Annotated in this window: 18 protein-coding genes, 1 tRNA gene and 1 pseudogene; 6 read left to right on the top strand and 14 right to left on the bottom strand. The window is 59.5% G+C overall.

Annotated features, from left to right (window positions below; translation table 11 throughout):
• Positions 1-100: 100 nt before the first annotated feature.
• From queE to nadA, 4 genes are all read left to right on the top strand, one after another.
• On the top strand, positions 101-748 hold the full coding sequence (gene queE / locus AB4N44_RS10565; protein ID WP_007912722.1) for a 7-carboxy-7-deazaguanine synthase QueE: 648 nt from the start codon (positions 101-103) through the stop codon (positions 746-748).
• A 1-nt stretch (position 749) separates the two neighbouring features.
• Positions 750-1,442: a 7-cyano-7-deazaguanine synthase QueC gene (gene queC, locus AB4N44_RS10560; protein WP_460108991.1), complete on the top strand. Its 693-nt coding sequence runs from the start codon at positions 750-752 to the stop codon at positions 1,440-1,442.
• A gap of 62 nt (positions 1,443-1,504) precedes the next feature.
• Positions 1,505-1,580, top strand: a tRNA-Lys gene (locus tag AB4N44_RS10555).
• 271 nt (positions 1,581-1,851) lie between these two features.
• Positions 1,852-2,910 carry a quinolinate synthase NadA gene (nadA, locus tag AB4N44_RS10550; RefSeq protein ID WP_016773509.1) on the top strand — a complete coding sequence of 353 codons (1,059 nt, stop codon included), beginning with the start codon at positions 1,852-1,854 and terminating at the stop codon, positions 2,908-2,910.
• A gap of 134 nt (positions 2,911-3,044) precedes the next feature.
• On the opposite strand, the gene AB4N44_RS10545 is transcribed toward nadA, so the two are convergent.
• From AB4N44_RS10545 to arcD (AB4N44_RS10490), 12 genes are all read right to left on the bottom strand, one after another.
• A complete protein-coding gene (locus tag AB4N44_RS10545; RefSeq protein WP_150750357.1) occupies positions 3,045-3,533 on the bottom strand; it encodes an RDD family protein in 489 nt (162 codons plus the stop codon).
• A gap of 97 nt (positions 3,534-3,630) precedes the next feature.
• On the bottom strand, positions 3,631-3,843 hold the full coding sequence (locus AB4N44_RS10540; RefSeq protein ID WP_003227496.1) for a cold-shock protein: 213 nt from the start codon (positions 3,841-3,843) through the stop codon (positions 3,631-3,633).
• A gap of 403 nt (positions 3,844-4,246) precedes the next feature.
• Positions 4,247-5,371, bottom strand: a complete 1,125-nt coding sequence (gene gcvT, locus AB4N44_RS10535; protein ID WP_460108993.1) for a glycine cleavage system aminomethyltransferase GcvT — start codon at positions 5,369-5,371, stop codon at positions 4,247-4,249.
• A gap of 147 nt (positions 5,372-5,518) precedes the next feature.
• On the bottom strand, positions 5,519-6,895 hold the full coding sequence (locus tag AB4N44_RS10530; RefSeq protein ID WP_460108995.1) for an L-serine ammonia-lyase: 1,377 nt from the start codon (positions 6,893-6,895) through the stop codon (positions 5,519-5,521).
• 205 nt (positions 6,896-7,100) lie between these two features.
• Positions 7,101-9,953, bottom strand: coding sequence for an aminomethyl-transferring glycine dehydrogenase (gene gcvP, locus AB4N44_RS10525; protein WP_460108996.1), 2,853 nt, complete (start codon positions 9,951-9,953; stop codon positions 7,101-7,103).
• A gap of 11 nt (positions 9,954-9,964) precedes the next feature.
• Complete coding sequence (gene gcvH, locus AB4N44_RS10520) at positions 9,965-10,348, bottom strand: glycine cleavage system protein GcvH (protein ID WP_127929511.1); 384 nt, start codon at positions 10,346-10,348, stop codon at positions 9,965-9,967.
• Between the two features lie 453 nt (positions 10,349-10,801).
• On the bottom strand, positions 10,802-12,310 hold the full coding sequence (locus AB4N44_RS10515; protein ID WP_127929510.1) for a sigma-54-dependent transcriptional regulator: 1,509 nt from the start codon (positions 12,308-12,310) through the stop codon (positions 10,802-10,804).
• 405 nt (positions 12,311-12,715) lie between these two features.
• On the bottom strand, positions 12,716-13,078 hold the full coding sequence (locus AB4N44_RS10510) for a DUF5064 family protein (RefSeq protein ID WP_007908047.1): 363 nt from the start codon (positions 13,076-13,078) through the stop codon (positions 12,716-12,718).
• Between the two features lie 62 nt (positions 13,079-13,140).
• Positions 13,141-14,070 (bottom strand): carbamate kinase, encoded by a 930-nt coding sequence (arcC, locus tag AB4N44_RS10505; protein ID WP_034153407.1) that lies wholly within the window; start codon positions 14,068-14,070, stop codon positions 13,141-13,143.
• A 141-nt stretch (positions 14,071-14,211) separates the two neighbouring features.
• The gene (locus tag AB4N44_RS10500) at positions 14,212-15,222 is read right to left on the bottom strand and encodes an ornithine carbamoyltransferase (protein WP_008086805.1); all 1,011 of its coding nucleotides are present in this window, start codon (positions 15,220-15,222) and stop codon (positions 14,212-14,214) included.
• 69 nt (positions 15,223-15,291) lie between these two features.
• Positions 15,292-16,548: an arginine deiminase gene (gene arcA, locus AB4N44_RS10495; RefSeq protein ID WP_150774425.1), complete on the bottom strand. Its 1,257-nt coding sequence runs from the start codon at positions 16,546-16,548 to the stop codon at positions 15,292-15,294.
• 33 nt (positions 16,549-16,581) lie between these two features.
• Positions 16,582-18,009 carry an arginine-ornithine antiporter gene (gene arcD / locus AB4N44_RS10490; RefSeq protein ID WP_007908042.1) on the bottom strand — a complete coding sequence of 476 codons (1,428 nt, stop codon included), beginning with the start codon at positions 18,007-18,009 and terminating at the stop codon, positions 16,582-16,584.
• 437 nt (positions 18,010-18,446) lie between these two features.
• On the opposite strand from arcD (AB4N44_RS10490), the gene arcD (AB4N44_RS10485) reads away from it, so the two are divergent.
• Positions 18,447-19,874, top strand: coding sequence for an arginine-ornithine antiporter (arcD, locus tag AB4N44_RS10485; protein WP_064391748.1), 1,428 nt, complete (start codon positions 18,447-18,449; stop codon positions 19,872-19,874).
• Positions 19,871-20,734: a DNA-3-methyladenine glycosylase family protein gene (locus AB4N44_RS10480; protein WP_460158212.1), complete on the top strand. Its 864-nt coding sequence runs from the start codon at positions 19,871-19,873 to the stop codon at positions 20,732-20,734. The genes arcD (AB4N44_RS10485) and AB4N44_RS10480 overlap by 4 nt, the downstream gene beginning before the upstream one ends.
• A gap of 208 nt (positions 20,735-20,942) precedes the next feature.
• Here AB4N44_RS10480 and AB4N44_RS10475 read toward each other — a convergent pair whose 3' ends face one another.
• Complete coding sequence (locus AB4N44_RS10475) at positions 20,943-22,292, bottom strand: CoA transferase (protein WP_460109000.1); 1,350 nt, start codon at positions 22,290-22,292, stop codon at positions 20,943-20,945.
• Positions 22,293-22,482: 190 nt separating this feature from the next.
• Positions 22,483-23,010, bottom strand: a pseudogene (locus AB4N44_RS10470) (methyl-accepting chemotaxis protein); the annotation flags it as partial.
• Positions 23,011-23,308: the final 298 nt, after the last annotated feature.

The following is a 23,308-nucleotide window of genomic DNA, read 5'->3' as shown; positions in this document are numbered from 1 at the left end:
TTTTCTGAAACACGCTTCTTGCGGTCTACGCGTTGGCGGGATTGCCTGAAGTGCCTGACGGAGGCGGACAGCCTGTTTAGCTGTTACGCCCGTGGCGACTATGCAAGACACATTGAGAATCACCGAAGTTTTCTACTCGTTGCAGGGGGAAACGCGGACTGCCGGGCTGCCCACGGTTTTTGTGCGCCTGACCGGTTGCCCACTGCGTTGCCAATACTGCGACAGCGCCTATGCATTCAGTGGCGGCACCGTCCGTACCCTTGACGACATCCTCGAGCAAGTGGCCGGATTTCGTCCGCGCTACGTCTGTGTCACCGGCGGTGAGCCGCTGGCACAACCGAACGCCATTCCTTTGCTCAAACAGCTGTGTGATGCCGGTTACGAGGTCTCGCTGGAAACCAGTGGCGCCCTCGACGTCTCGGCTGTCGATCCGCGCGTCAGTCGCGTTGTCGACCTGAAGACGCCGGATTCGAAAGAAGCCCATCGCAACCGTTACGAGAACATCGAACTGCTGACGCCCAACGATCAGGTGAAGTTTGTTATCTGCTCGCGGGACGACTATGACTGGGCCGTCTCCAAACTGATTCAGTACGGTCTCGATCGGCGTGCCGGCGAAGTGCTGTTTTCCCCAAGTCACCATGACCTCAATGCTCGGGATCTGGCGGACTGGGTGGTGGCGGACAACCTGCCGGTGCGCTTGCAATTGCAGTTGCATAAATATCTGTGGAACGACGAGCCGGGGCGCTGAGATGACTGAACAACTGAAGACTAATGAAAAGCGCGCCGTCATCCTGCTGTCCGGCGGCCTCGATTCGGCGACCGTCGTGGCCATGGCACGCGCCGAAGGCTACCGCTGCTACACCATGAGCTTCGACTACGGCCAGCGTTCGCACGCCGAACTGCACGCCGCTGCCCGCGTCGCCCGCGACTTGGGCGTGGTCGAGCACAAGGTGATTGGCCTCAACCTGAATGGTATGGGCGGCTCGGCACTGACCGACACCAGCATCGACATCCCCGAAGAGTTGGGCGAAGGCATTCCGGTGACGTACGTGCCGGCGCGTAACACGGTGTTCCTGTCGCTGGCGTTGGGCTGGGCAGAAGTGCTGGGTGCACGCGACATCTTTATTGGTGTCAACGCCGTGGACTATTCCGGTTACCCGGATTGCCGCCCCCAGTTCATCGAGTCGTTCGAGCGCATGGCCAATCTGGCGACCAAGGCTGGCGTTGAAGGCAATGGCTTCCGCATCCAGGCGCCGTTGCAGAACCTGAGCAAGGCACAGATCGTCGAGGCGGGCGTTAAGCTCGGCGTTGATTATGGCCTCACCGTTTCCTGCTATCAGGCCGACGATGACGGCCGCGCGTGCGGTAAATGCGACAGCTGCCGCCTGCGTGCAGAAGGCTTCGCGGCAGCTGGTGTGGACGACCCAACACCTTATTTTTGATTATTTTCAAAAAGGTGTTGAATAGTCCTTAAAAATCAGTATTATACGCGCCACCACACAGCGGGTCGTTAGCTCAGTTGGTAGAGCAGTTGGCTTTTAACCAATTGGTCGTAGGTTCGAATCCCACACGACCCACCATATTTGGCGGTTTAGAAAATCCGGAAGGCCCACGAAAGTGAGGATTTCCGGGTTTTTTTTTGCCTGTAATTTCGCTCCGCGTTATTTCACTACCCGCAGCGCTGACGCAGGTCAGAATCATCTTTTGTATCAACGGGATATTCTGTAGCCTTGCGCAGCTTCAATGCTGTCCGTGCCTGATAATACTCACTCTCCCGGCGGTACCCTCAAGCGGTCCGGAGCCGGGTGTATACTCGACTTTCGCGCGAAAGCGCCTGCAGGTCTTGCGAACATGACGCAGATTTCCGAACGCCTTCTGGTTCAAGCTCACCTCGATGCCAAACAGCCCAAACCGCTGACCGCTGAGGAAGAGGCTTATTACCGTTCCGCCATTGCCGCCGAGCTCAAGGCTCAGGACGCGGTGCTGGTGGCCCACTTTTATTGCGACCCGGTGATTCAGGCTCTGGCCGAAGAAACCGGTGGCTGTGTCTCTGACTCCCTGGAAATGGCCCGCTTCGGCAACGCTCACCCGGCGAAGACCGTGGTGGTCGCCGGCGTGAAATTCATGGGCGAGACCGCGAAAATCCTCAACCCGGAAAAACGCGTGCTGATGCCGACCCTCGAAGCGACCTGCTCACTGGATCTGGGTTGCCCGGTCGACGAGTTCTCGGCGTTCTGTGATCAGCACCCGGAGCGCACGGTGGTGGTCTATGCCAACACTTCCGCTGCTGTGAAAGCGCGGGCTGACTGGGTGGTGACATCGAGTTGCGCGCTGGAGATCGTCGAAAGCCTGATGGACAACGGTGAGACGATCATCTGGGGGCCGGACAAGCACCTGGGTACCTACATTCAGCGCAAGACCGGCGCAGATATGCTGTTGTGGGACGGTGCCTGCATCGTCCACGAGGAGTTCAAGTCCAAGCAGCTCGAAGACATGAAAGCGCTGTACCCGGATGCTGCGATCCTCGTGCACCCGGAGTCGCCGACTTCGGTGATTGAACTGGCGGATGCCGTCGGTTCCACCAGCCAGTTGATCGCTGCCGCGCAGAGCCTGCCGAACAAGACCCTGATCGTGGCCACCGACCGGGGCATCTTCTACAAGATGCAGCAGTTGTGCCCGGACAAGGTCTTCATCGAGGCGCCAACCGCCGGTAACGGTGCCGCGTGCCGCAGTTGCGCACATTGCCCGTGGATGGCCATGAATACCCTTGAGCGCACGCTGAAGAGCTTGAAGGAAGGCACGAACGAGATCTTTGTTGATCCGGCGTTGATTCCGCAGGCGATCCGGCCGCTCAAGCGCATGCTGGACTTCACCCAGGCCGCACGGATGAAGCTGGCCGGTAACGCCTGAATTCTGAAAAGCGCCACAAAACCTGTGGGAGCGAGCCTGCTCGCGAAAGCGGTGTATCAGTCACCATTGAAATCGACTGATACGCCGCCTTCGCGAGCAGGCTCGCTCCCACAGTGGTTTTCAGAGTCTGGAAATTATTTGGTCTTCTTCGGGACCCGGACGAGGCGGGTATCGGAATAGATGTCATGCCACGTGCGCTTCTGCTTGTCGTAAAGCGACCAGAAGAATCCCAGCCCCACGCACAGCCACGACGCAATCGACACCATAAAGCGCAACAGCGCCTGCCACAGACTGATCGCGGTGCCATTGGCGTTCTGTACGCGAATGCCCCACACCTGCATGCCCAGTGTCTGCCCGCCATGGGTCCAGAATTTCGCAAAGAATGCGAACAGCACCAACACCAGCACCGTCGAGTAGAGCGGATCACCGTCCAGTTGCCCGGCGTCGGTCATCACCCGCAGACGTTCTTCGCCGATGATCGCTGCCTGGATCAACTTGTAAACGAATCCGGTGACGATCAGCAGAGCGGTGCACAGCAGAAAGTCATAGAACATCGCAGCCAGACGCCGGCCAAGGCCAACGGCAGGAAATTCGCCCTGTGGGGTGAGCAGGTTTTTCGACATGGCAGCCTCTGGACGCAAATTGAAGCGCCATTTTACGGATTCGCGCGCACAAAAAAGCCCCTGATATCAATATCAGGGGCTTTTTCGTAACAGAAGATCAGGCTTCTGCTTGTACTTCGTCAGCCTGCATGCCTTTCTGGCCTTGCACAGCAACGAAGGTCACTTTCTGGCCTTCTTTCAGGCTTTTGAAGCCGTTGCCCTGAATGGCGCGGAAATGCACGAACAGATCCGGACCGCTTTCTGGAGTGATAAAACCAAAACCTTTCTCGTCGTTAAACCACTTGACGGTACCGCTCTGACGTGTGGACATTTCTTATTTCCTTTGACGCAAAAATTGATGACAGTCTCTTTCTCATGAAAGAGTACTGGGGCTGGTTGCAGGAGAGTAAGAAGACGTCGAACGGGATGTAGCTAACTTGTAGGCTACTGCCCAGGTCACGATTCCAAGCTGACCCATGCAAACACAGTGGACAAACTCTACGCCAACTACGGGAGAAAAAACAAGCCCTGCGAAGCCCCCGGTTTTACTGAGCTTGAGCAAGTTAATCCTTTCACTAGTGCGGGCTTAGACGATTCGCTTGTTCAATTGTTTTCGAACGTTATAAGCAAAGTTCATATTCGAATCGATTGTTAGAAAATGCACTTTTTTGTGGCGATTGCGTGACACATTAGTGCACGCATTACGCAATCGCGTTACTTATAGAAACAGTCAATCAACCACGATAGTAGCGTTGTGGAACAAATGGCATTTTGCTTACAAGCATTTGCACCTTTTTCCCACGCACGATGGCCCAAACCGGTGTGTCGAGGGTGACATAAGCGCTGTCGAGGTAACCCATCGCCAACGGCCCGCCCAAGGTCGGACCAAAGCCACCGCTGCACACGCTGCCGATGATCTCGCCGGCTTCGTTGACGATTTCTGCGCCTTCACGCACTGGCGTGCGTTCCTGTGGCAGCAAGCCGACGCGTTTGCGTGCGACGCCATTCTGTTGCTGGGCGAAAACGTTTTCCGCACCGGGGAAACCGCCGGCCCGCGCGCCATCAGCGCGACGTGGCTTGGAGACCGCCCAGAGCAGGCTGGCTTCGATTGGCGTGGTCTCGGTGTTCATGTCGTGGCCATACAGGCACAGGCCGGCTTCCAGGCGCAGCGAGTCGCGAGCACCGAGGCCGATGGCCTGAACTTCCGGTTCGGCGAGCAGGGCGCGCGCGAGTTTTTCCGCATCTGCAGCCGGAACGGAGATTTCGAAACCGTCTTCACCGGTGTAACCCGAACGGCTGACAAAGCAATCCACGCCCAACAATGACACGCGGTTGAACTGCATGAAGGTCATCTTCGCCACGTCAGGAGCCAGGCGCGCCAGCACAGTGACCGCTGCCGGACCTTGCAGTGCGAGCAGTGCGCGCTCTTCGAACAGCGCCGTAATGGTGCACTGAGCGCCGATGTGTTTTTGCAGGTGAGCCAGATCCTGATCCTTGCACGCGGCGTTGACCACCAGGAACAGTTCGTCGTTGCCGAGGTTGGCAACCATCAGGTCATCGAGAATGCCGCCGTTGTCGTTGGTGAACATCGCGTAACGCTGCATGCCCACCGGCAGGTCGATGATGTCCACTGGCACCAGGCTTTCCAGGGCTTTGGCAGCGTTGGCGCCGGTCAGGCGGATCTGGCCCATGTGCGAGACGTCGAACAGCCCGGCGTGTTCACGGGTGTGTTGGTGCTCTTTCATTACGCCGAGCGGGTATTGCACCGGCATGTCGTAGCCGGCGAACGGCACCATGCGGGCGCCGAGTTCGATGTGCAGAGCGTGCAGCGGGGTTTTCGACAGTTGTTCGGTGGACATGCGTGGCTCCTTGAAAGTTTGAGTTTGGGGGTATGGGGCTAGATCAAGATCAAGATCAAAAGCCCCTCACCCCAGCCCTCTCCCAGAGGGAGAGGGAGTTAGGTACGTTTATCTCCCGGAGGGAGAGGGGCTAGTTACGTTTCGTGGTCAGCATTCGATAATGTTGACCGCCAGACCGCCGCGGGCGGTCTCTTTGTATTTGCTTTTCATGTCGGCGCCGGTCTGGCGCATGGTGCGGATGACCTTGTCGAGGGAGACGAAATGCTGACCGTCGCCGCGCATGGCCATGCGTACCGCGTTGATGGCTTTCACCGAACCCATCGCATTGCGCTCGATGCACGGCACCTGCACCAGTCCGCCAATCGGGTCGCAGGTCAGACCGAGGTTGTGTTCCATGCCGATTTCTGCGGCGTTTTCGACTTGCTGAACACTGCCGCCGAGCACTTCACACAACGCGCCAGCCGCCATTGAGCAGGCAACACCGACTTCACCCTGACAACCGACTTCGGCGCCGGAGATCGAGGCGTTTTCCTTGTAGAGAATGCCGATGGCCGCCGCGGTCAGCAGAAAGCGCACGACGCCGTCGTCATTCGCACCGGGGATAAAGCGCATGTAGTAATGCAGTACCGCCGGAATGATCCCCGCTGCACCGTTGGTGGGTGCGGTGACCACGCGGCCGCCATTGGCGTTTTCTTCGTTGACCGCCAAGGCGTAGAGGTTGACCCAGTCGAGCACCGACAACGGATCGCGCAACGCTGATTCCGGGTTCTTGCACAGTTGCCGATGCAGCGCTGCCGCACGACGTTTGACCTTCAAACCGCCAGGCAGAATGCCTTCGTTACGACAACCGGCGGCAACGCAGTCCTGCATCACTTGCCAGATTTTCAGCAGGCCGGCACGGGTCTCCGCTTCGGGGCGCCAGGCGCTTTCGTTGGTCAGCATCACCTGGCTGATCGACAGACCGTAGGTGGCGCAATGACCGAGCAAGTCCTTGGCACTTTTGAACGGGAAGGTCAGCGGTGTGGCGTCTTCGACGATGCGATCGGCGCCGGCCGCGTCCTCATCGACAACAAAACCACCACCGACCGAGTAGTACTCGCGGCTGCGGATCTGGATCCCCGCCGCATCGAAGGCGCGGAAGATCATGCCGTTGGGGTGATAGGCCAGCGGCTTGCGGATCATCGCCAAGTGTTCTTTCTCGTTGAACGCAATGCTGTGTTCAACGAGCAGATTCAGTCGGCCGTTGCCGCGAATTTCTTGCAGGCGCGCGGCGACGGTTTCGGTATCGACGGTGTCCGGGTGTTCGCCTTCGAGGCCGAGCAGCACGGCTTTGTCGCTGCCGTGACCTTTACCAGTAGCGCCGAGGGAACCGTACAACTCGACGCGAACGCTGGCGGTGGTGGTCAGCAGGTTTTCACGGCGCAGACCTTCGGCGAAACGCGCAGCAGCACGCATCGGGCCGACGGTGTGGGAACTGGAGGGGCCGATGCCAATCTTGAACAGGTCGAACACGCTTAACGACATGAGTGGTTCTCCGGTTTCTTGTTATAGGAATTGGCGAAAGTCCGAAATCGGTTGCAGATCCCTTGTGGGAGCGAGCCTGCTCGCGAAAGCGCTGTGTCAGCCAACCTTTCATTAACTGACACTACGCTTTCGCGAGCAGGCTCGCTCCCACAGGGGGATCTGTGGTGTTGCAGAAATCGGGGCGATTAAAACGCCCCTCATTCAATTAAGCGTAGCTTTCGATCGACGGGCAGGCGCACACCAGGTTGCGATCGCCGAACACGTTGTCGACGCGACCGACCGGTGGCCAGTATTTGCCTTCAATCAACGACGCAACCGGATAAACGGCCTGCTCGCGGCTGTACGGGTGGGTCCACTCGCCAACCAGTTCCGCAGCGGTGTGCGGCGCGTTCTTCAGCGGGTTGTCGTCCTTGTCCAGCGTGCCGTTTTCCACCGCGCGGATTTCTTCGCGGATACGGATCATGGCGTCGCAGAAGCGATCCAGCTCTTCTTTGGATTCACTTTCGGTCGGCTCGATCATCAGCGTGCCCGCAACCGGGAACGACATGGTCGGCGCGTGGAAACCGAAGTCGATCAGGCGCTTGGCGACGTCATCAACGCTGATGCCGCTGCTGTCTTTCAACGGACGCAGATCGAGAATGCACTCGTGCGCCACCAGACCGTTGCTGCCGGTGTACAGCACTGGGTAGTGCTCTTCGAGGCGACGGGAAATGTAGTTGGCATTGAGGATCGCCAGTTGCGAAGCGCGCTTCAGACCGGCGCCACCCATCATGCGAATGTACATCCAGGTGATCGGCAAAATACTTGCGCTGCCGAACGGTGCTGCGCAGACCGCGCCTTCCTTGCGTTCCATCTGGCCGTGGCCCGGCAGGAACGGCGTCAGGTGTGACTTGACGCCGATCGGGCCGACGCCCGGGCCGCCACCGCCGTGGGGGATGCAGAAAGTTTTGTGCAGGTTCAGGTGCGAAACATCGCCGCCGAACTTGCCCGGTGCGCACAGGCCAACCATTGCGTTCATGTTGGCGCCGTCGATGTACACCTGGCCGCCGTTGTCATGAATGATCCCGCAGATTTCGCGGATGCCTTCTTCGAACACGCCGTGGGTCGACGGGTAAGTGATCATCAGCGCGGCGAGGTGCTCGCGGTGTTCGATGGCTTTGGCGCGCAGGTCTTCGATATCGACGTTGCCGCGCGCATCGCACGCGGTCACGACCACGCGCATGCCAGCCATGTTGGCGGTGGCCGGGTTGGTGCCGTGGGCGGACGACGGGATCAGGCAGATGTCGCGGCGTTCGTCGCCACGGCTCTGGTGATAGGCGCGGATCGCCAGCAGGCCAGCGTATTCACCTTGCGAACCGGCGTTCGGTTGCAGCGAGATCGCGTCGTAACCGGTGGCGGCGCAGAGCATCGCTTCCAGCTCATCGGTCAGTTGCTGGTAACCGGCACTTTGCGCGGCCGGTGCGAACGGATGCAGCGCACCGAATTCAGCCCAGGTCACCGGGATCATTTCGCTGGCAGCGTTGAGTTTCATGGTGCACGAGCCCAGCGGGATCATGGTGCGATCCAGTGCCAGGTCCTTGTCGGCCAGTTTGCGCAGGTAGCGCATCAGCTCGGTTTCCGAGTGATAACGGTTGAACACCGGGTGGCTGAGGATTGGCGACTGGCGTACCAGCGAAGCAGGGATAGTGCTTTGAACCGAAGCGGCGAGGGCGGCGAAGTCCGGCAGGGTTTTGCCGTCGGCGAACAGGCCCCACAGGGTTTCGATGTCAGCTTGGGTGGTGGTTTCGTCGACCGACAGGCCCAGACGCTGAGCGTCGATCACGCGCAGGTTGATCTGCGCCACGTGCGCCTTGTCGTGCAGCGCAGCGGTTTGTGCGCCGGTTGCTACTGTCAGGGTGTCGAAGAAGCTGGCTTGTTCGATTTTCGCGCCCAGCGCGGTCAGGCCCTTGGCCAGAATCGCGGTCAGGTGATGCACGCGGTTGGCGATCTGCGTCAGGCCTTTCGGGCCGTGGTAGACGGCGTACATGCTGGCGATGTTGGCCAGCAGTACCTGCGCGGTGCAGATGTTCGACGTGGCTTTCTCGCGGCGGATGTGTTGCTCGCGGGTTTGCATCGCCAGACGCAGCGCAGGCTTGCCGAAACGGTCAACCGACACGCCGACCAGACGGCCAGGCATGTCACGTTTGAACGCATCTTTGGTGGAGAAGTAAGCCGCGTGCGGGCCACCGAAACCCAGCGGCACGCCGAAGCGTTGTGCCGAACCGATGGCGACGTCCGCGCCGAACTCGCCCGGGGCGGTCAGCAAGGTCAGGGCCAGCAGGTCAGCGGCGACGGCGACCAAAGCGTTGGCGGCGTGGAAGCGTTCGGTCAGTTCGCGGTAGTCGAACACATCACCGTTGCTCGCCGGGTATTGCAGCAGTGCGCCGAAGAACGGCGTCACGTCAGTCAGTTCGCGCTCATCGCCAACCACGACGTCGATGCCCAGCGGCTCGGCACGGGTGCGCAGCACGTCGAGGGTTTGCGGGTGGCTGTGGATCGAGGCGAAGAATTGGTGGCTGCTTTTGTTCTTGCTCAGGCGTTTGCAGAAGGTCATGGCTTCGGCAGCAGCGGTGGCTTCGTCGAGCAGGGAGGCGTTGGCGATCGGCAGGCCGGTGAGGTCGCTGATCATCGTCTGGAAGTTCAGCAGCGCTTCGAGACGGCCTTGGGAAATTTCTGGCTGGTACGGCGTGTAAGCGGTGTACCAGGCCGGGTTTTCCAGCAGGTTGCGCAGGATCGGCGACGGCGTGTGGCAGTTGTAGTAGCCCTGGCCGATGTAGGTCTTGAATAGCTGGTTTTTGCCGGCGATGCCTTTGATCATTGCCAGGGCATCGGCTTCGCTGAGGCCGTCGTCCATGCCAAGCACGCTGGTGCCCTTGATGCTTTCCGGGATGACGCTGGCGCTCAGGGCTTCGAGCGAATCGAAACCGAGGCTGTTGAGCATGGCTTGCTCGTCGCCGGCGCGCGGGCCGATGTGACGGGCAATGAATTCGTTGGCGGTGCCAAGGTTTACTTGAGTCATGTCGGTGTTCCTCAGGCTTCGGCTTGGGCTTTGATCAGACGGTCGTAGGCGTCTTGGTCGAGCAGTTTGGCCACGGCCGATGCGTCGCTAGGTTGGAAGCGGAAGAACCAGCCTTCGCCCAGCGGATCTTCGTTGACCAGTTCCGGGGCATCTTCCAGCGCCGGGTTGACTTCCAGTACGTCGCCGTCGAGGGGCATGTACACGCCGCTGGCGGCTTTCACCGATTCCACGGTGGCGGCTTCGGCGCCTTTTTCGTAAGCCTGCAGCTCAGGCAGTTGCACGAACACCACGTCGCCCAAGGCGTTCTGCGCGAAAGCGGTGATGCCGACAGTAACGCTGCCGTCAGCTTCGGTGCGCAGCCATTCGTGATCTTCAGTAAAACGCAACTCGCTCATGGAAACTCCTCAGGGGGCCAGACTCGTCTGGTGGACGCGGTGGAATAGTCGGGCGCGAAGGCCCTTATTTATGAGGGGTTGATTAGCAAGAACGCGGCCAATGTTGAATTATTAATATAAATCAATAAGTTATATGTTTTGGTGAGATGGCTTGAGCAGGGGTGTGTAGCGAAATCGCTACAGGCTGGGGCGAGGAGAAAAGCTGAACGGGATCAAAGCCTTGCACAGCGGTGATCGAAGACGGGTGTAGCGATATCGTTCCGCTGTAGCGCTTTCAGTACAGCTGGAGGTCGTTTTTGAACGGATTTCGAATCCACCCTCTAACCCCTGTGGGAGCGAGCCTGCTCGCGAAGAGGGTGTGTCAGTCACCAATGATTCTGCTGATATACCGCTTTCGCGAGCAGGCTCGCTCCCACAGTGGGGGTATTTCCCACAGGAGGATTCGTGGTGGGTTCAGGGTTTGTTGGGGATGCCGTATTTGCGCAGGCGATGGGCGATGGCGGTGTGCGAAGTTTGCAGGCGGCTGGCCAGTTGGCGGGTCGAGGGGTAGCTGACGTAGAGTTTTTCCAGCAGCGATCGCTCGAACGCTTCGACCGCTTGTTCGAGGCTGTCGACGTCGCTGTCGGTCTGCCGCGCCACCGAGGTACCGGCAATGTCGAGATCGCCGATATCGACCAGGCTGCTCTCGCAAATCGCTGCCGCGCGGAAGATCACGTTCTGCAATTGTCGTACGTTGCCCGGCCAGCGATTGCCGAGCAGCGCCGGGTAAGTCCCCGGGGCGAGGCGGCAGACCGGGCGCTGAATTTGCGCACAAGCCTGCTGCATGAAATAGCGTGCCAGCAACAGAATGTCCTGCCCGCGCTCACGCAGCGGCGGCACTTCGACGTTGAGCACGTTGAGGCGATAGAACAGGTCTTCGCGGAACAAGCCTTCGCTGACCATTTTTTCCAGATCGCGATGGGTCGCGCTGAGGATGCGCACGTTGACCTTCACTTCACGATCACCGCCCACGCGGCGGAAGCTGCCATCGTTCAAGAAACGCAGCAGCTTGGCCTGCAAGTACGGCGACATCTCGCCGATCTCATCAAGAAACACCGTGCCCTGGTTGGCCAGTTCCATCAGCCCCGGTTTGCCGCCACGCGCTGCTCCTGTGAAAGCGCCGGGGGCGTAGCCGAACAATTCGCTTTCGGCGAGGTTCTCTGGCAACGCTGCGCAGTTGAGAGCGAGAAACGGTGCACTGTGCCGAGTGCTGATGGCGTGGCAGGCACGGGCAACCAGTTCTTTACCGGTGCCGGTTTCGCCTTGGATCAGCAGGGGGGCGTCGAGGGCGGCGACTCTTTGCGCGCGTGCCTTGAGGGTGCGGATTGCAGGCGACTCACCGAGCAGCGCGTCAAAACCTTCGGCATGGTCGTGGTGCAGTGCCGAGAGTTGTTCGCCGATGCGGTTCGGTTGATACAAGGTCAACAGCGCGCCAGCGTCGGTGATCGGCGTGGCGTCGAGCAGCAAGGTCTGACCGTTGACGGTAATTTCGCGCAGTGGCAAACGGAAGCCGTGTTCGAGCAAGGTGTCGAGCAGGGCCGGATCGTTGAACAGTTCAGAGACACTTTCACCGGCGGGTTCGCGACCGTAGATCGCTATTAGTGCCGGGTTGGCCAGCAGCACTTTGCCGGCGCTGTCGAGCGCCAAAACCGGATCGGTCATCGCCGCCAGCAATGCATCAAGCTGCAAGTGCCGACGCTGGCCGGGGAGGATGTCGACCACGGTCACCGCTTCCACGCCGAGCACGCGAAACAATGCATCTTTCAGCTCTTCGAGCACTTGTGGGCTCAGGGTCGGCGCGTCGATGTAGACGTTCGGCGGGATCATCTCCACCGCATCCAGATTGAGATTACGCCCGCCGAGGATAGCCAGGACTTCCTGGGTGATGCCGACGCGGTCGATGAAGCTGACGTGGATACGCATGGGGCGGTTCAGTGTTCTGCAGTGCGGAGGGTGGCAAGTATGCCTTGGGCTTGGAGAGAGGTGAAAGCAAAAGCACCCTCACCCCAGCCCTCTCCCGGAGGGAGAGGGGGCCGACCGAGGTGTCTGAGGTTTGACATCGACTTGAAAGAGCCGGTCGATTATGGATTCGGTAAAGCAGAGTCGGGCCGGCAAAACTATCGAGCATCCCTCAATCAGTCCCCTCACCCCAGCCCTCTCCCGGAGGGAGAGGGAGCTGACCGAGGTGTCTGGCGCTACACGTCGACCTGAAAAATCGAGTCGATTATGGATTCAGTGATGCAGGATCAGGTCGGTGTAACTCTAGAGCATCCCCCGGTCAGTCCCCTCTCCCTTTGGGAGAGGGCTAGGGTGAGGGGCTTTTGCGGGTTATTCGAAATGCTCAAGATTGACCGGGTCGCCGGACTTCATATCAAGTTGCTTGCGGATGTCTTCAAACATCATGTCGTAATGCTTGTGAACCGAGCCGATCTGGCTGTGCGTCTTGGGAATGCCGTACTTCTCGGCGATTTTCGTCACATTGTTGGCAAAGTTGTAGGCCTCCTCTTTGGGCAGGAAGAAGGTCTCTTTCATGTCCTTGCCCTGAAGGTTGCCATGCATCGTGAACTGGATGCCTTTGCCTTTCTGCGGGTCGGTGAACACTTCATAGTCGAGGTGCACGTTGTAACTGACGTCATCCGGAGTCAACGCGTGCCGCTCAATATGCAAATGACCGGGTTCAAACTGGGCCATGGTTTACTCCTTTCAAGGCATGGGAGAAGGGCAGACCCCGGGCCTGCCCCCGCCGTTTCTAGTTATCGATAAGTGATGCCAGGCTTCGCCGTGGTCACGCGAGTACCGGCAGTACCTTGGACAATCGCTTCGATATCCGCCAACGAACCGATCACCGCAACCTTGCCAGTATGGCGCGCAAATTCGCAGGCTGCCTGCACCTTCGGCCCCATGGAGCCAGCGGCGAAACCGAGGCGTTCGAGTTCATCTGGATGCGCTTCGGCAATGGCTTTCTGTGTCGGCTTGCCGTAATCGATGAACGCGGCGTTGACGTCCGTGGCGATCACCAGCAGGTCGGCTTCCAGTTGCTCGGCGAGCAGCGACGAGCACAGATCCTTGTCGATCACCGCCTCGATGCCTTTGAGGTTGCGGTTCTCGTCGTACATGGTCGGAATCCCGCCGCCACCGGCGCAAATCACGATGCTGCCCTTGTCCAGCAGCCACTTGATCGGGCGTATTTCGAAGATGCGTTTTGGTCGTGGGCTGGCCACCACACGGCGGAATTTATCGCCATCCGGGGCAATCGCCCAGCCTTTTTCAGCGGCGAGTTTTTCTGCTTCGGCCTTGTCGTAGACCGGGCCGATGGGTTTGGTCGGGTTCTGGAAGGCCGGATCTTTGGCGTCGACTTCGACCTGAGTGAGCAGGGTGGCGAACGGCACTTCGAAGTCGAGCAGGTTGCCCAGTTCCTGTTCGATGATGTAGCCGATCATGCCTTCGGTTTCGGCACCGAGCACGTCCAGCGGGTAAGGGGTGACGGAGGTGTAGGCCGCCGCTTGCAGCGACAACAGGCCGACTTGCGGGCCATTGCCGTGGGCGATGACCAGTTGGTTGCCGGGATGGATCTTGGCGATTTGCTCGGTGGCGATGCGGATGTTGGCGCGCTGATTGTCAGCGGTCATCGGTTCACCACGGCGGAGCAGGGCGTTACCGCCCAGAGCTACGACGATACGCATAATGCATGTCCTTTTCGTGTTGATCGTTCACACGCTCTGCGTGGGAATGCCGCCACGGACGCTCCGCGTCCGCTGTGACGCAGAGCGTCACGGGATGCATTCCCACGCGGGAGCGTGGGAACGATCATGGATCAGCAGTGGTTACAGATCAGCCAGGGTCGAAACCAGAATCGCCTTGATCGTGTGCATGCGGTTTTCCGCTTGCTCGAAGGCGATGCAGGCTGGGGACTCGAACACGTCGTCGGTCACTTCGATGCCGTTTTTCAGGTGCGGATACTGTTCGGCGATTTGCTTGCCGACTTTGGTATCACTGTTGTGGAACGCCGGCAGGCAGTGCATGAACTTGGTGCGCGGGTTGCCGGAGGCTTTCATCAGCTCGGCGTTGACCTGGTACGGCAGCAGTTGCTGGATACGCTCGGCCCAGGCTTCCACCGGTTCGCCCATCGATACCCAGACGTCGGTGTGAATGAAGTCGACGCCTTTAACGGCTGCTTTCGGGTCTTCAGTCAGGGTGATACGTGCGCCACTTTCTTCCGCATATTTGTGGCAACGCTCGACCAGATCATCCAGTGGCCACAGCGCTTTTGGCGCGCAGATGCGCACGTCCATGCCGAGCTTGGCGCCGACCAGCAGCAGCGAGTTGCCCATGTTGTTGCGCGCATCGCCGAGGTAGGCGTAGCTGATTTCATGGATCGGCTTGTCGGCGTGTTCACGCATGGTCAGCACGTCGGCGATCATTTGCGTCGGGTGATATTCATCGGTCAGACCGTTGAACACTGGTACGCCGGCGAACTTGGCCAGCTCTTCGACAATTTCCTGTTTGAAGCCACGGTACTCGATAGCGTCGTACATGCGACCCAGCACACGGGCGGTGTCTTTCATGCTTTCTTTGTGGCCGATCTGCGACGAGTTCGGGTCGATGTAGGTGACGTTGGCGCCTTGGTCATAGGCCGCCACTTCGAACGCGCAACGGGTGCGGGTCGAAGTTTTTTCGAAGATCAGGGCGATGTTGTTGCCCTTCAGGTGTTGTTGCTCGGTGCCGGTGTATTTGGCGCGTTTGAGGTCGCGGGACAGGTCGAGCAGGTAACGCAGCTCACGTGGGGTGTGGTGTTCCAGGCTGAGCAGGTTACGGTTGTGAATGTTAAAAGCCATGATGGATCTCCTTCGGTGTCGGTTATCCCCCGGGCCGCACGTTGTAAGTGTCGGCCAGGGCTCAGAGGTTTAGTAATCGATCGGGTCGCGGATGATCGGGCAGGTCATGCAGTGGCCACCGCCACGGCCACGGCCCAGTTCACCGGCGCTGATGGTGATGACTTCCACGCCTGCCTTGCGCAGCAGGGTGTTGGTGTAGGTGTTGCGGTCGTAGCCGATGACCACGCCCGGTTCCACGGCCACCACGTTGTTGCCGTCGTCCCATTGCTCGCGTTCGGCGGCGAAGCTGTTGCCGCCGGTTTCCACCACGCGCAGCTTCGGCAGGTTGAGGGCTTTGGCCACGGTATCGAGGAAGGTGCCTTCTTCGCGGCGGATGTCGATGCCGCCCTGTTTGCTTTCGTCAGGGCGCAGGGTGAAGGCGACAATCTGGTTCACCACCTCAGGGAAAATCGTCACCAGGTCGCGGTCGCAGAAACTGAACACGGTGTCCAGGTGCATCGCCGCGCGCGATTTCGGCAGACCGGCGACGATGACTTTTTCCACGGCTTTGTTCTTGAACAGGTTCAGCGCCAGTTGGCCGATGGCTTGACGCGATGAGCGCTCGCCCATGCCGATCAACACCACGCCGTTGCCGATTGGCATGACGTCGCCGCCCTCGAGGGTGGAGCTGCCGTGCTCCTTGTCCGGGTCGCCGTACCAGATTTCGAATTCGGCGTTGGTGAACTGTGGGTGGAATTTGTAGATGGCAGTGGCCAGCAAGGTTTCTTGGCGGCGCGCCGGCCAGTACATCGGGTTCAGTGTTACGCCACCGTAGATCCAGCAGGTGGTGTCACGTGTGAACTGGGTGTTCGGCAGCGGCGGCAGAATGAAGCTGGAGTGGCCGAGGAAGTCGCGGAACATCTGGATGGTCTTGCCACCGAAGCTGTCCGGCAGATCATCGGCAGACACGCCACCAATCAGGAATTCGGCGATGTGCCGTGGCTCCAGACTCTTCAGCCAGGATTTGACTTCGTTGATCAGGCCCAGGCCCACCGAGTCGGCGGTGACCTTGCGCTCGAGAATCCAGTCCAGTGCCTCAGGGTTAGCGACGATGTCGGTCAGCAGGTTGTGCATTTCCAGCACGTCGATGCCGCGCTCACGCATTTTGGTGACGAAGTCGAAGTGGTCGCGCTTGGCCTGAGCCACCCAGAGCACGTCATCGAACAGCAGTTCATCGCAGTTGTTCGGGGTCAGCCGCTGATGGGCCAGACCTGGGGAGCACACCATGACTTTGCGCAGTTTGCCGGCTTCGGAATGGACGCCGTACTTAACTTTTTCCGTGGTCATTTCAGATCCTCCAGATAACAAAACAATCAGGGATTACAGAGTCAGGAAGCCGTCGTAGAGACCGTAGGCAGCCACCAGGGCACCCACGACCACTGCGGCGAAAATCAGCTTCTCGACGTTAGTGAAAATCGGTTGTTTGAGTTCCAGCTTGGCCTTGGCGAACAGGATCGCGCCAGGTGCGTAGAGCAGGGCCGAGAGCAGCAAGTACTTGACCCCGCCGGCATACAGCAGCCACACCGCATAGATCAGCGCGATGCCGCCGATAATCAGATCCTTGCGCCGTTCGGCCGCAAAACCTTCGTAACTTTCACCGCGCACCGCCAGCAGCAGGGCATAGGCCGCCGACCACAGGTACGGCACCAGAATCATTGAAGTGGCGAGGTAGATCAGCGACAGGTAAGTACTCGCCGAGAACAGCGTGATGATCAGGAAAATCTGCACCATCGCGTTGGTCAGCCACAGGGCGTTGACCGGTACGTGGTTGGCATTTTCCTTGCGCAGGAACTCCGGCATGGTGTGGTCTTTGGCGGCGGCGAACATGATCTCCGCGCACAGCAGCACCCACGACAGCAGTGCGCCCAGCAGCGAGATGATCAGACCGACGCTGATCAGCACCGCGCCCCAGTGACCGACCACGTGCTCAAGCACGGCGGCCATCGACGGGTTCTGCAGTTTCGCCAGTTCCGGTTGGGTCATGATGCCCAGCGACAGCACGTTCACCAGCACCAGAAACAGCAGCACGGTGATGAAGCCGATCACAGTGGCCTTACCGACGTCCGAGCGTTTTTCGGCGCGGGCCGAGAAGATGCTTGCACCCTCGATACCGATGAACACCCACACGGTGACCAGCATCATGTTGCGCACCTGGTTCATCACACTGCCCAGATCCGGATTTTTGATGCCCCAGATGTCGGCGGTGAAGATGTCCAGTTTGAAAGCGAACACCGCGATCAACACGAACAGCAGCAGCGGCACGACCTTGGCGACCGTGGTCACCAGGTTGATGAACGCCGCTTCCTTGATCCCGCGCAGCACCAGAAAGTGCACGGCCCACAGCAGCACCGAGGCGCCAATCACCGCAGCAACGGTGTTGCCCTCACCGAAAATCGGAAAGAAATAGCCGAGAGTGCTGAACAGCAGAACGAAGTAACCGACGTTGCCCAGCCAGGCACTGATCCAGTAACCCCAGGCGGACGAGAAACCCATGTAATCGCCGAATCCGGCCTTGGCGTAGGCGTAGACACCGCCGTCCAGGTCGGGCTTGCGATTGGCGAGGGTTTGAAAGACAAAAGCGAGGGTGAGCATGCCGACAGCGGTGATGGCCCAGCCGATCAGTACGGCACCGACATCGGCGCTGGCCGCCATGTTTTGTGGCAAAGAAAATATCCCGCCACCGATCATCGAGCCGACTACCAATGCAACCAGTGCACCTAGTCGTAGTTTTCCGGGAGCTTCAGACATTGCATGACTCCATTGCAGGAGAGAAGAGATCACAGCGTAGTTCTGTTGTCTGTTCAAACAGCTGACTTAGATCAGTGCATGGTCACATTCCATTGTTAATGAATGACTTAGGCTTCGACTGAAGGCATAAATATCCTGCCCGCAAGGCCCGTCCTAGAGGCGTTGTGGCTACATTGTTGGGAATGGCTATTATTACTTTCGAATTATGACGCTAGTTCTTTTTCAGCTTTTGGCAAATTTTCCGCCTCTGTTTTCAGTACAGAATTGATTTATCAGGATCAGCGCACAAAACTGTCTTAACGTGCTAGGCGTTAGCGTCATCCGCTATATATAAACAGGCGTTAACTGGCGTTACCTGATAAACGTCATCTACCTTTATCCGTTTAGTTAATAGTTGTTACAAATGCACGCTCACCACACTTCAAAGGGAAACTGAAATGTCGCAACCGACGCAAAAGCTGCGATTAGGCGCGTTGATCGCCCTGGTGGTGGGTTCAATGATTGGCGGGGGGATTTTCTCGCTGCCGCAGAACATGGCGGCGCGCGCCGATGCCGGGGCGATCCTGATCGGTTGGGGGATTACCGCGATCGGCATGCTGACTCTGGCGTTCGTCTTTCAGACCCTGGCCAATCGCAAACCCGAACTGGATTCCGGCGTGTATGCCTACGCCAAGGCCGGGTTTGGCGACTACATGGGCTTCTCGTCGGCGTGGGGTTACTGGATCAGTGCGTGGCTGGGCAACGTCGGTTATTTCGTCTTGCTGTTCAGCACCCTCGGCTACTTTTTTCCGGTGTTTGGCCAGGGCAATACGCCGATCGCCATCGGCTGCGCCTCGGTGCTGCTGTGGGCCGTGCATTTTCTGGTGATGCGCGGGATCAAGGAGGCGGCGCTGATCAACCAGCTGACCACGGTGGCCAAAGTCGTGCCGCTGATCATGTTCATCGTCATCGCGGCGGTGGCATTCAAGGCTGACATTTTCACTCGTGACATCTGGGGCACCAGCAACCCGAATTTCGGCGGGGTGATGGATCAGGTGCGCAACATGATGCTGGTCACGGTGTTCGTGTTCATCGGCATCGAAGGCGCCAGCGTGTACTCGGCGCGGGCGGAAAAACGCAGCGACGTCGGCCGCGCCACGGTCATCGGTTTTATCGGTGTGCTGGCGCTGCTGGTGCTGGTCAACGTGCTGTCGCTGGGGATCATGAGCCAGCCGGAGCTGGCGAATCTGCAGAATCCGTCACTGGCGGCGGTACTCGAACACATCGTCGGGCCGTGGGGCGCGTTGTTGATCAGCATCGGTCTGGCGATTTCCCTGCTCGGTGCGTTGTTGTCGTGGGCATTGCTCTGCGCGGAGATTCTCTTCGCCACGGCCAAGGACAAGACCATGCCGGCGTTCCTGAAAAAGGAAAACAAGAACCATGTGCCGGTCAACGCGCTGTGGCTGACCAACGCGATGATCCAGATTTTCCTGTTGATCACGCTGTTTTCGGCGGGCACTTACACCAGCCTGATTTATCTGGCGTCGTCGATGATTCTGGTGCCGTACCTGTGGTCGGCGGCGTACGCGGTGTTGCTCAGCGGGCGCGGCGAAACCTACGAACATGCTTCGGCTGAGCGCACCAAGGATCTGCTGATCGGTGGCATCGCCCTCGGGTATGCGGTGTGGTTGCTGTACGCCGGCGGGGTGAAGTATTTGCTGCTGTCGGCGTTGCTGTATGCGCCGGGGGTGATCCTGTTTGCCAAGGCTAAACATGAGCAGGGCGAGCCGTTGTTCACCCATGTCGAGAAAGGCATTTTTACCTGCGTGGTTATCGGTGCGGGGCTGGCGGCTTATGGTTTGTACAGCGGTGTGCTGTCGTTGTGAGGTTGTCGCTTGCGTATCAGCCACCGTATGACTGGGCGGCGATGTTGGGGTTTGTCGCGGCGCGGGCGGTGGTCGGGATGGAGGTTGTGGTTGAGGGTGTGTACTCGCGCAGCATCGGGTTGAACGGTGTTCACGGTACGGTTTCGGTGTGGCTTGGGACGGCGGATGCGCTGGAGGTCGAGCTGGACTTTCCTGATCCGGCAGCCGTGCCCGAGATCGTTGTCAGGTTGCGGCGGATGTTTGATCTGGATGCTGATGTGGCGTTGATGCAAGCGCATCTGGCGAATGATCCGTTGCTGGCGCGGTTGATTGTAGAGCGCGCGGGGTTGCGGATTCCCGGTGCGTGGGATGGGTTGGAGTTGGCGTTTCGCGCGGTGCTTGGGCAGCAGATTACGGTGGTGGCGGCGATTCGTCTGGCGGGGAAACTGGTGGCGCAATATGGCGCGCCGCTGGTATCCACAGTGCCCGGATTGACGCATGTGTTTCCCGAGGCGCACGTCTTGGCGGCGGCGAATCTGGCGGCGCTGGGCATGCCGAAAAGTCGTGGGCGGACGCTGTCGGGCGTCGCACAGGCATTGCTGGATGAGCCTTCTTTATTTGAACCGAATCGCGAGGGCGGCGTGGCGCGGTTGTTGGCGTTGCACGGGATTGGCGAGTGGACAGCGCAGTACATTGCGTTGCGGCAGTTGCGCGATCTGGACGGGTTTCCCACCGGCGATGTCGGGTTGTTGCGGGCGTTGGAAGTGCTGGAAGGGCAGCGACCAAACGCTCGGGAATTGTCTTTGCGGGCTGAGGCCTGGCGGCCTTATCGAGGGTATGCGGCGCAGCTTTTGTGGACATCTTTGAGCAGGGCAGATTGATACATCATCGCTCGGCCTGAAATTGCAGCCCTCACCCCAGCCCTCTCCCGGAGGGAGAGGGGGCCGACCGAGGTGTCTTGCGTTGTACATCGACCTGAAAGACCGAGTCGATTATGGATTCAGCGCCAAGCGTTCAAGTCGGTGAATCTCTTCAATATTCCCTGATCGGTCCCCTCTCCCTCTGGGAGAGGGTTAGGGTGAGGGGCTTTTAATTCCACTGTGGGTGATGTGAGCCCAATTCTGTAGCTGGCAACGTCCACTGAATCGGTGTGCCGCTGATCTTCACCGGCACCTGCAAACGATGCGCCGGTCCCCACGGAGTCTGCTCTATTGACGTGCTCTGATCCTGTTCATCCTCGACGCGCAACGCTTGCGTTGTCCCCGGTCCATGCTCGATCAACAACTTCGCCGTACGCGCCAGCGACAATCGCGCCGAGCCCGAGCGGCCATTCGCCAACCGCTCAGTTAGCAACCTGATCGCACTGGCCGCCATCAGGTACCCGGTCGCATGATCCAGCGCCTGCACCGGCAACGGTGTCGGCTTTTCAGCCTGCTGCCAGCGCTGCCCGGCCTCGGCAATGCCGCTGCTCATCTGCACCAGACTGTCGAAGCCGCGACGGTTCTGCCACGGGCCACTCCAGCCATAGGCGTTGAGGCCGACATCGATCAGGCCAGGCGCGAGTTGGCGACGGCGCACAACGCCAAATCCGAGATGCTCCAGTGCATCGGCGCGGTAGCCGTGTAACAGAATGTCGGCGTCTTTCAACAAACCTTCGAACACCGCGCGATCGGCCGGATCATGCAAGTTCAACCGCGCGCAGCGTTTGCCGAGGGTCATTTCCGGGACGACACCGGGCTCGTTCCAGGTCGGTGAATCGATGCGCAATACATCGGCGCCAAGCCCGGCGAGAAAACGGCTGGCGGTGGGGCCGGCGAGCACGCGCGTCAGGTCCAGCACCTTGAGCCTGGCCAACGGTTGCGCCACCGAGCCTCGCCAGGTTTGGCGGCTTTCATCTTGCGAATCGAGGAAATGCACCAACGGTTCGGCATTCACCGCCAGCCCCTGCGGATGCTGCTGCCACTGCGCCCAACTGCGCATTTCAGCGGCGCAGCCCTTGGCGTCGACCACCGCTTGCTCCAGATCCGTACTCGTCCATTGCGCCACTTTCGCCGCCATCGCGGCACGATCGGCGCTGGCACCCAGCACGCGTTCAGCGGCAGCACGGTGATGCGGGGCGTTGGTGTGCAGGCGGATCCAGCCGTCTTGGGTGGCGTAGTCGCCTGCGATCGGGTCCCACAGTGGCGGCACTTGCCAGCCGAGGGGGCGGATCGAGGTCGAGAACCAGAACGAGGCCAGACGTCGGTCGACTGCAACGGCTGGCAGGTGACCGGTCTGTTGCCGGATCAATTCGCTGACGGCCTGACCGGCAGCGGCCATGCTGGCGCAGGCAAGCTCGGTGACGGCGAACGCCGAGGGCAGGGCGCCTCGGTCGGTGAACGGGATCGGCGTATGCGGCAAGCCGAGTGCGGCTTGAATGGACGTGAGTAAATCAGTCATCGAAGGCCCTCCGGAGCGAGAGGGCGATGATAGTGCAAAAGAATCCCGAGTCAGATGAAATCCCGCAGGTGAACACTTACCCCTGTGGGAGCGAGCCTGCTCGCGAAAGCGGTGGATCAGTCACATTAATGTTGAATGTGCTGCCGTCTTCGCGAGCAGGCTCGCTCCCACAGGGATTTTTGCAGGTTTGCTAGACGCGGAACTGATCCATCAATTTCATCTGCTGACTGGCCAAGGCATTGAGCTGGCTGCTGATTGCTGCTGACTCAGTGGCTTGTTCAGTCAATGTTTCGGTCACGGTGCGGATGGCCGAGACATTGCGGTTCACTTCTTCAGCCACCGCACTCTGCTGTTCGGCCGCGCTGGCAATCTGCAGGTTCATGTCGCTGATCACCGTCACCGCATCGCTGATCTTGCCCAGCGCATCCACCGCCTGACGAATCTGCCCGGCGTTGTTGTGCGCCTGGGTCTGGCTCGAATGCATGGTCGCGACCACGCCACGGGTGCCGGTCTGAATCTTTTCGATGACTATGCGAATTTCTTCCACCGAATCCTGCGTGCGCTTGGCGAGGTTGCGTACTTCATCGGCGACTACGGCAAAACCACGGCCACTCTCACCGGCGCGGGCCGCTTCTATGGCGGCGTTGAGGGCGAGCAGGTTGGTTTGTTCGGCGATGCTGCGGATCACTTCCAGTACCGAGCCGATCTGCTCGCTGTTGACTGCCAGTGCTTCAACCTCGGTCACGGCCTTGCTGACTTCATCGGCCAGTTGATTGATGTCACGGGTGCTGCGCTCGATGATCGACATGCCGTCCTTGGCCGACTGATCGGCACCTTTCGCGGCATTGGCTGCGTTCGATGCGCTGTTGGCGACGTCGTGGGCGGTGGCGCTCATTTCGTTGGAGGCGGTGGCGACCTGGTCGATCTCGCGGAACTGCACCTGCATGCCTTCGCTGGTCTGTCGGGCGATTTCCGAAGACTGGTCGGCGGTGCCGCGTGCTTCGGTGATGCTCTGC

It is taken from the genome of Pseudomonas sp. S3_C06 (genome assembly GCF_054667675.1).
Note: the sequence above shows the minus strand (reverse complement) of the source record. Positions and strands in the feature narration are given on the sequence as shown.

Coding starts and splice junctions, on each gene's coding strand:
- arcD (WP_007908042.1), bottom strand. CDS start 18,009: ATGTCTGAAGCTCCCGGAAAACTACGACTAGGTGCACTGGTTGCATTG.
- AB4N44_RS10545 (WP_150750357.1), bottom strand. CDS start 3,533: ATGTCGAAAAACCTGCTCACCCCACAGGGCGAATTTCCTGCCGTTGGC.
- AB4N44_RS10515 (WP_127929510.1), bottom strand. CDS start 12,310: ATGCGTATCCACGTCAGCTTCATCGACCGCGTCGGCATCACCCAGGAA.
- queE (WP_007912722.1), top strand. CDS start 101: ATGCAAGACACATTGAGAATCACCGAAGTTTTCTACTCGTTGCAGGGG.
- gcvT (WP_460108993.1), bottom strand. CDS start 5,371: ATGTCCACCGAACAACTGTCGAAAACCCCGCTGCACGCTCTGCACATC.
- gcvP (WP_460108996.1), bottom strand. CDS start 9,953: ATGACTCAAGTAAACCTTGGCACCGCCAACGAATTCATTGCCCGTCAC.
- nadA (WP_016773509.1), top strand. CDS start 1,852: ATGACGCAGATTTCCGAACGCCTTCTGGTTCAAGCTCACCTCGATGCC.
- arcA (WP_150774425.1), bottom strand. CDS start 16,548: ATGACCACGGAAAAAGTTAAGTACGGCGTCCATTCCGAAGCCGGCAAA.
- AB4N44_RS10530 (WP_460108995.1), bottom strand. CDS start 6,895: ATGTCGTTAAGCGTGTTCGACCTGTTCAAGATTGGCATCGGCCCCTCC.
- gcvH (WP_127929511.1), bottom strand. CDS start 10,348: ATGAGCGAGTTGCGTTTTACTGAAGATCACGAATGGCTGCGCACCGAA.
- AB4N44_RS10510 (WP_007908047.1), bottom strand. CDS start 13,078: ATGGCCCAGTTTGAACCCGGTCATTTGCATATTGAGCGGCACGCGTTG.
- arcC (WP_034153407.1), bottom strand. CDS start 14,070: ATGCGTATCGTCGTAGCTCTGGGCGGTAACGCCCTGCTCCGCCGTGGT.
- AB4N44_RS10475 (WP_460109000.1), bottom strand. CDS start 22,292: ATGACTGATTTACTCACGTCCATTCAAGCCGCACTCGGCTTGCCGCAT.
- AB4N44_RS10500 (WP_008086805.1), bottom strand. CDS start 15,222: ATGGCTTTTAACATTCACAACCGTAACCTGCTCAGCCTGGAACACCAC.
- arcD (WP_064391748.1), top strand. CDS start 18,447: ATGTCGCAACCGACGCAAAAGCTGCGATTAGGCGCGTTGATCGCCCTG.
- queC (WP_460108991.1), top strand. CDS start 750: ATGACTGAACAACTGAAGACTAATGAAAAGCGCGCCGTCATCCTGCTG.
- AB4N44_RS10540 (WP_003227496.1), bottom strand. CDS start 3,843: ATGTCCACACGTCAGAGCGGTACCGTCAAGTGGTTTAACGACGAGAAA.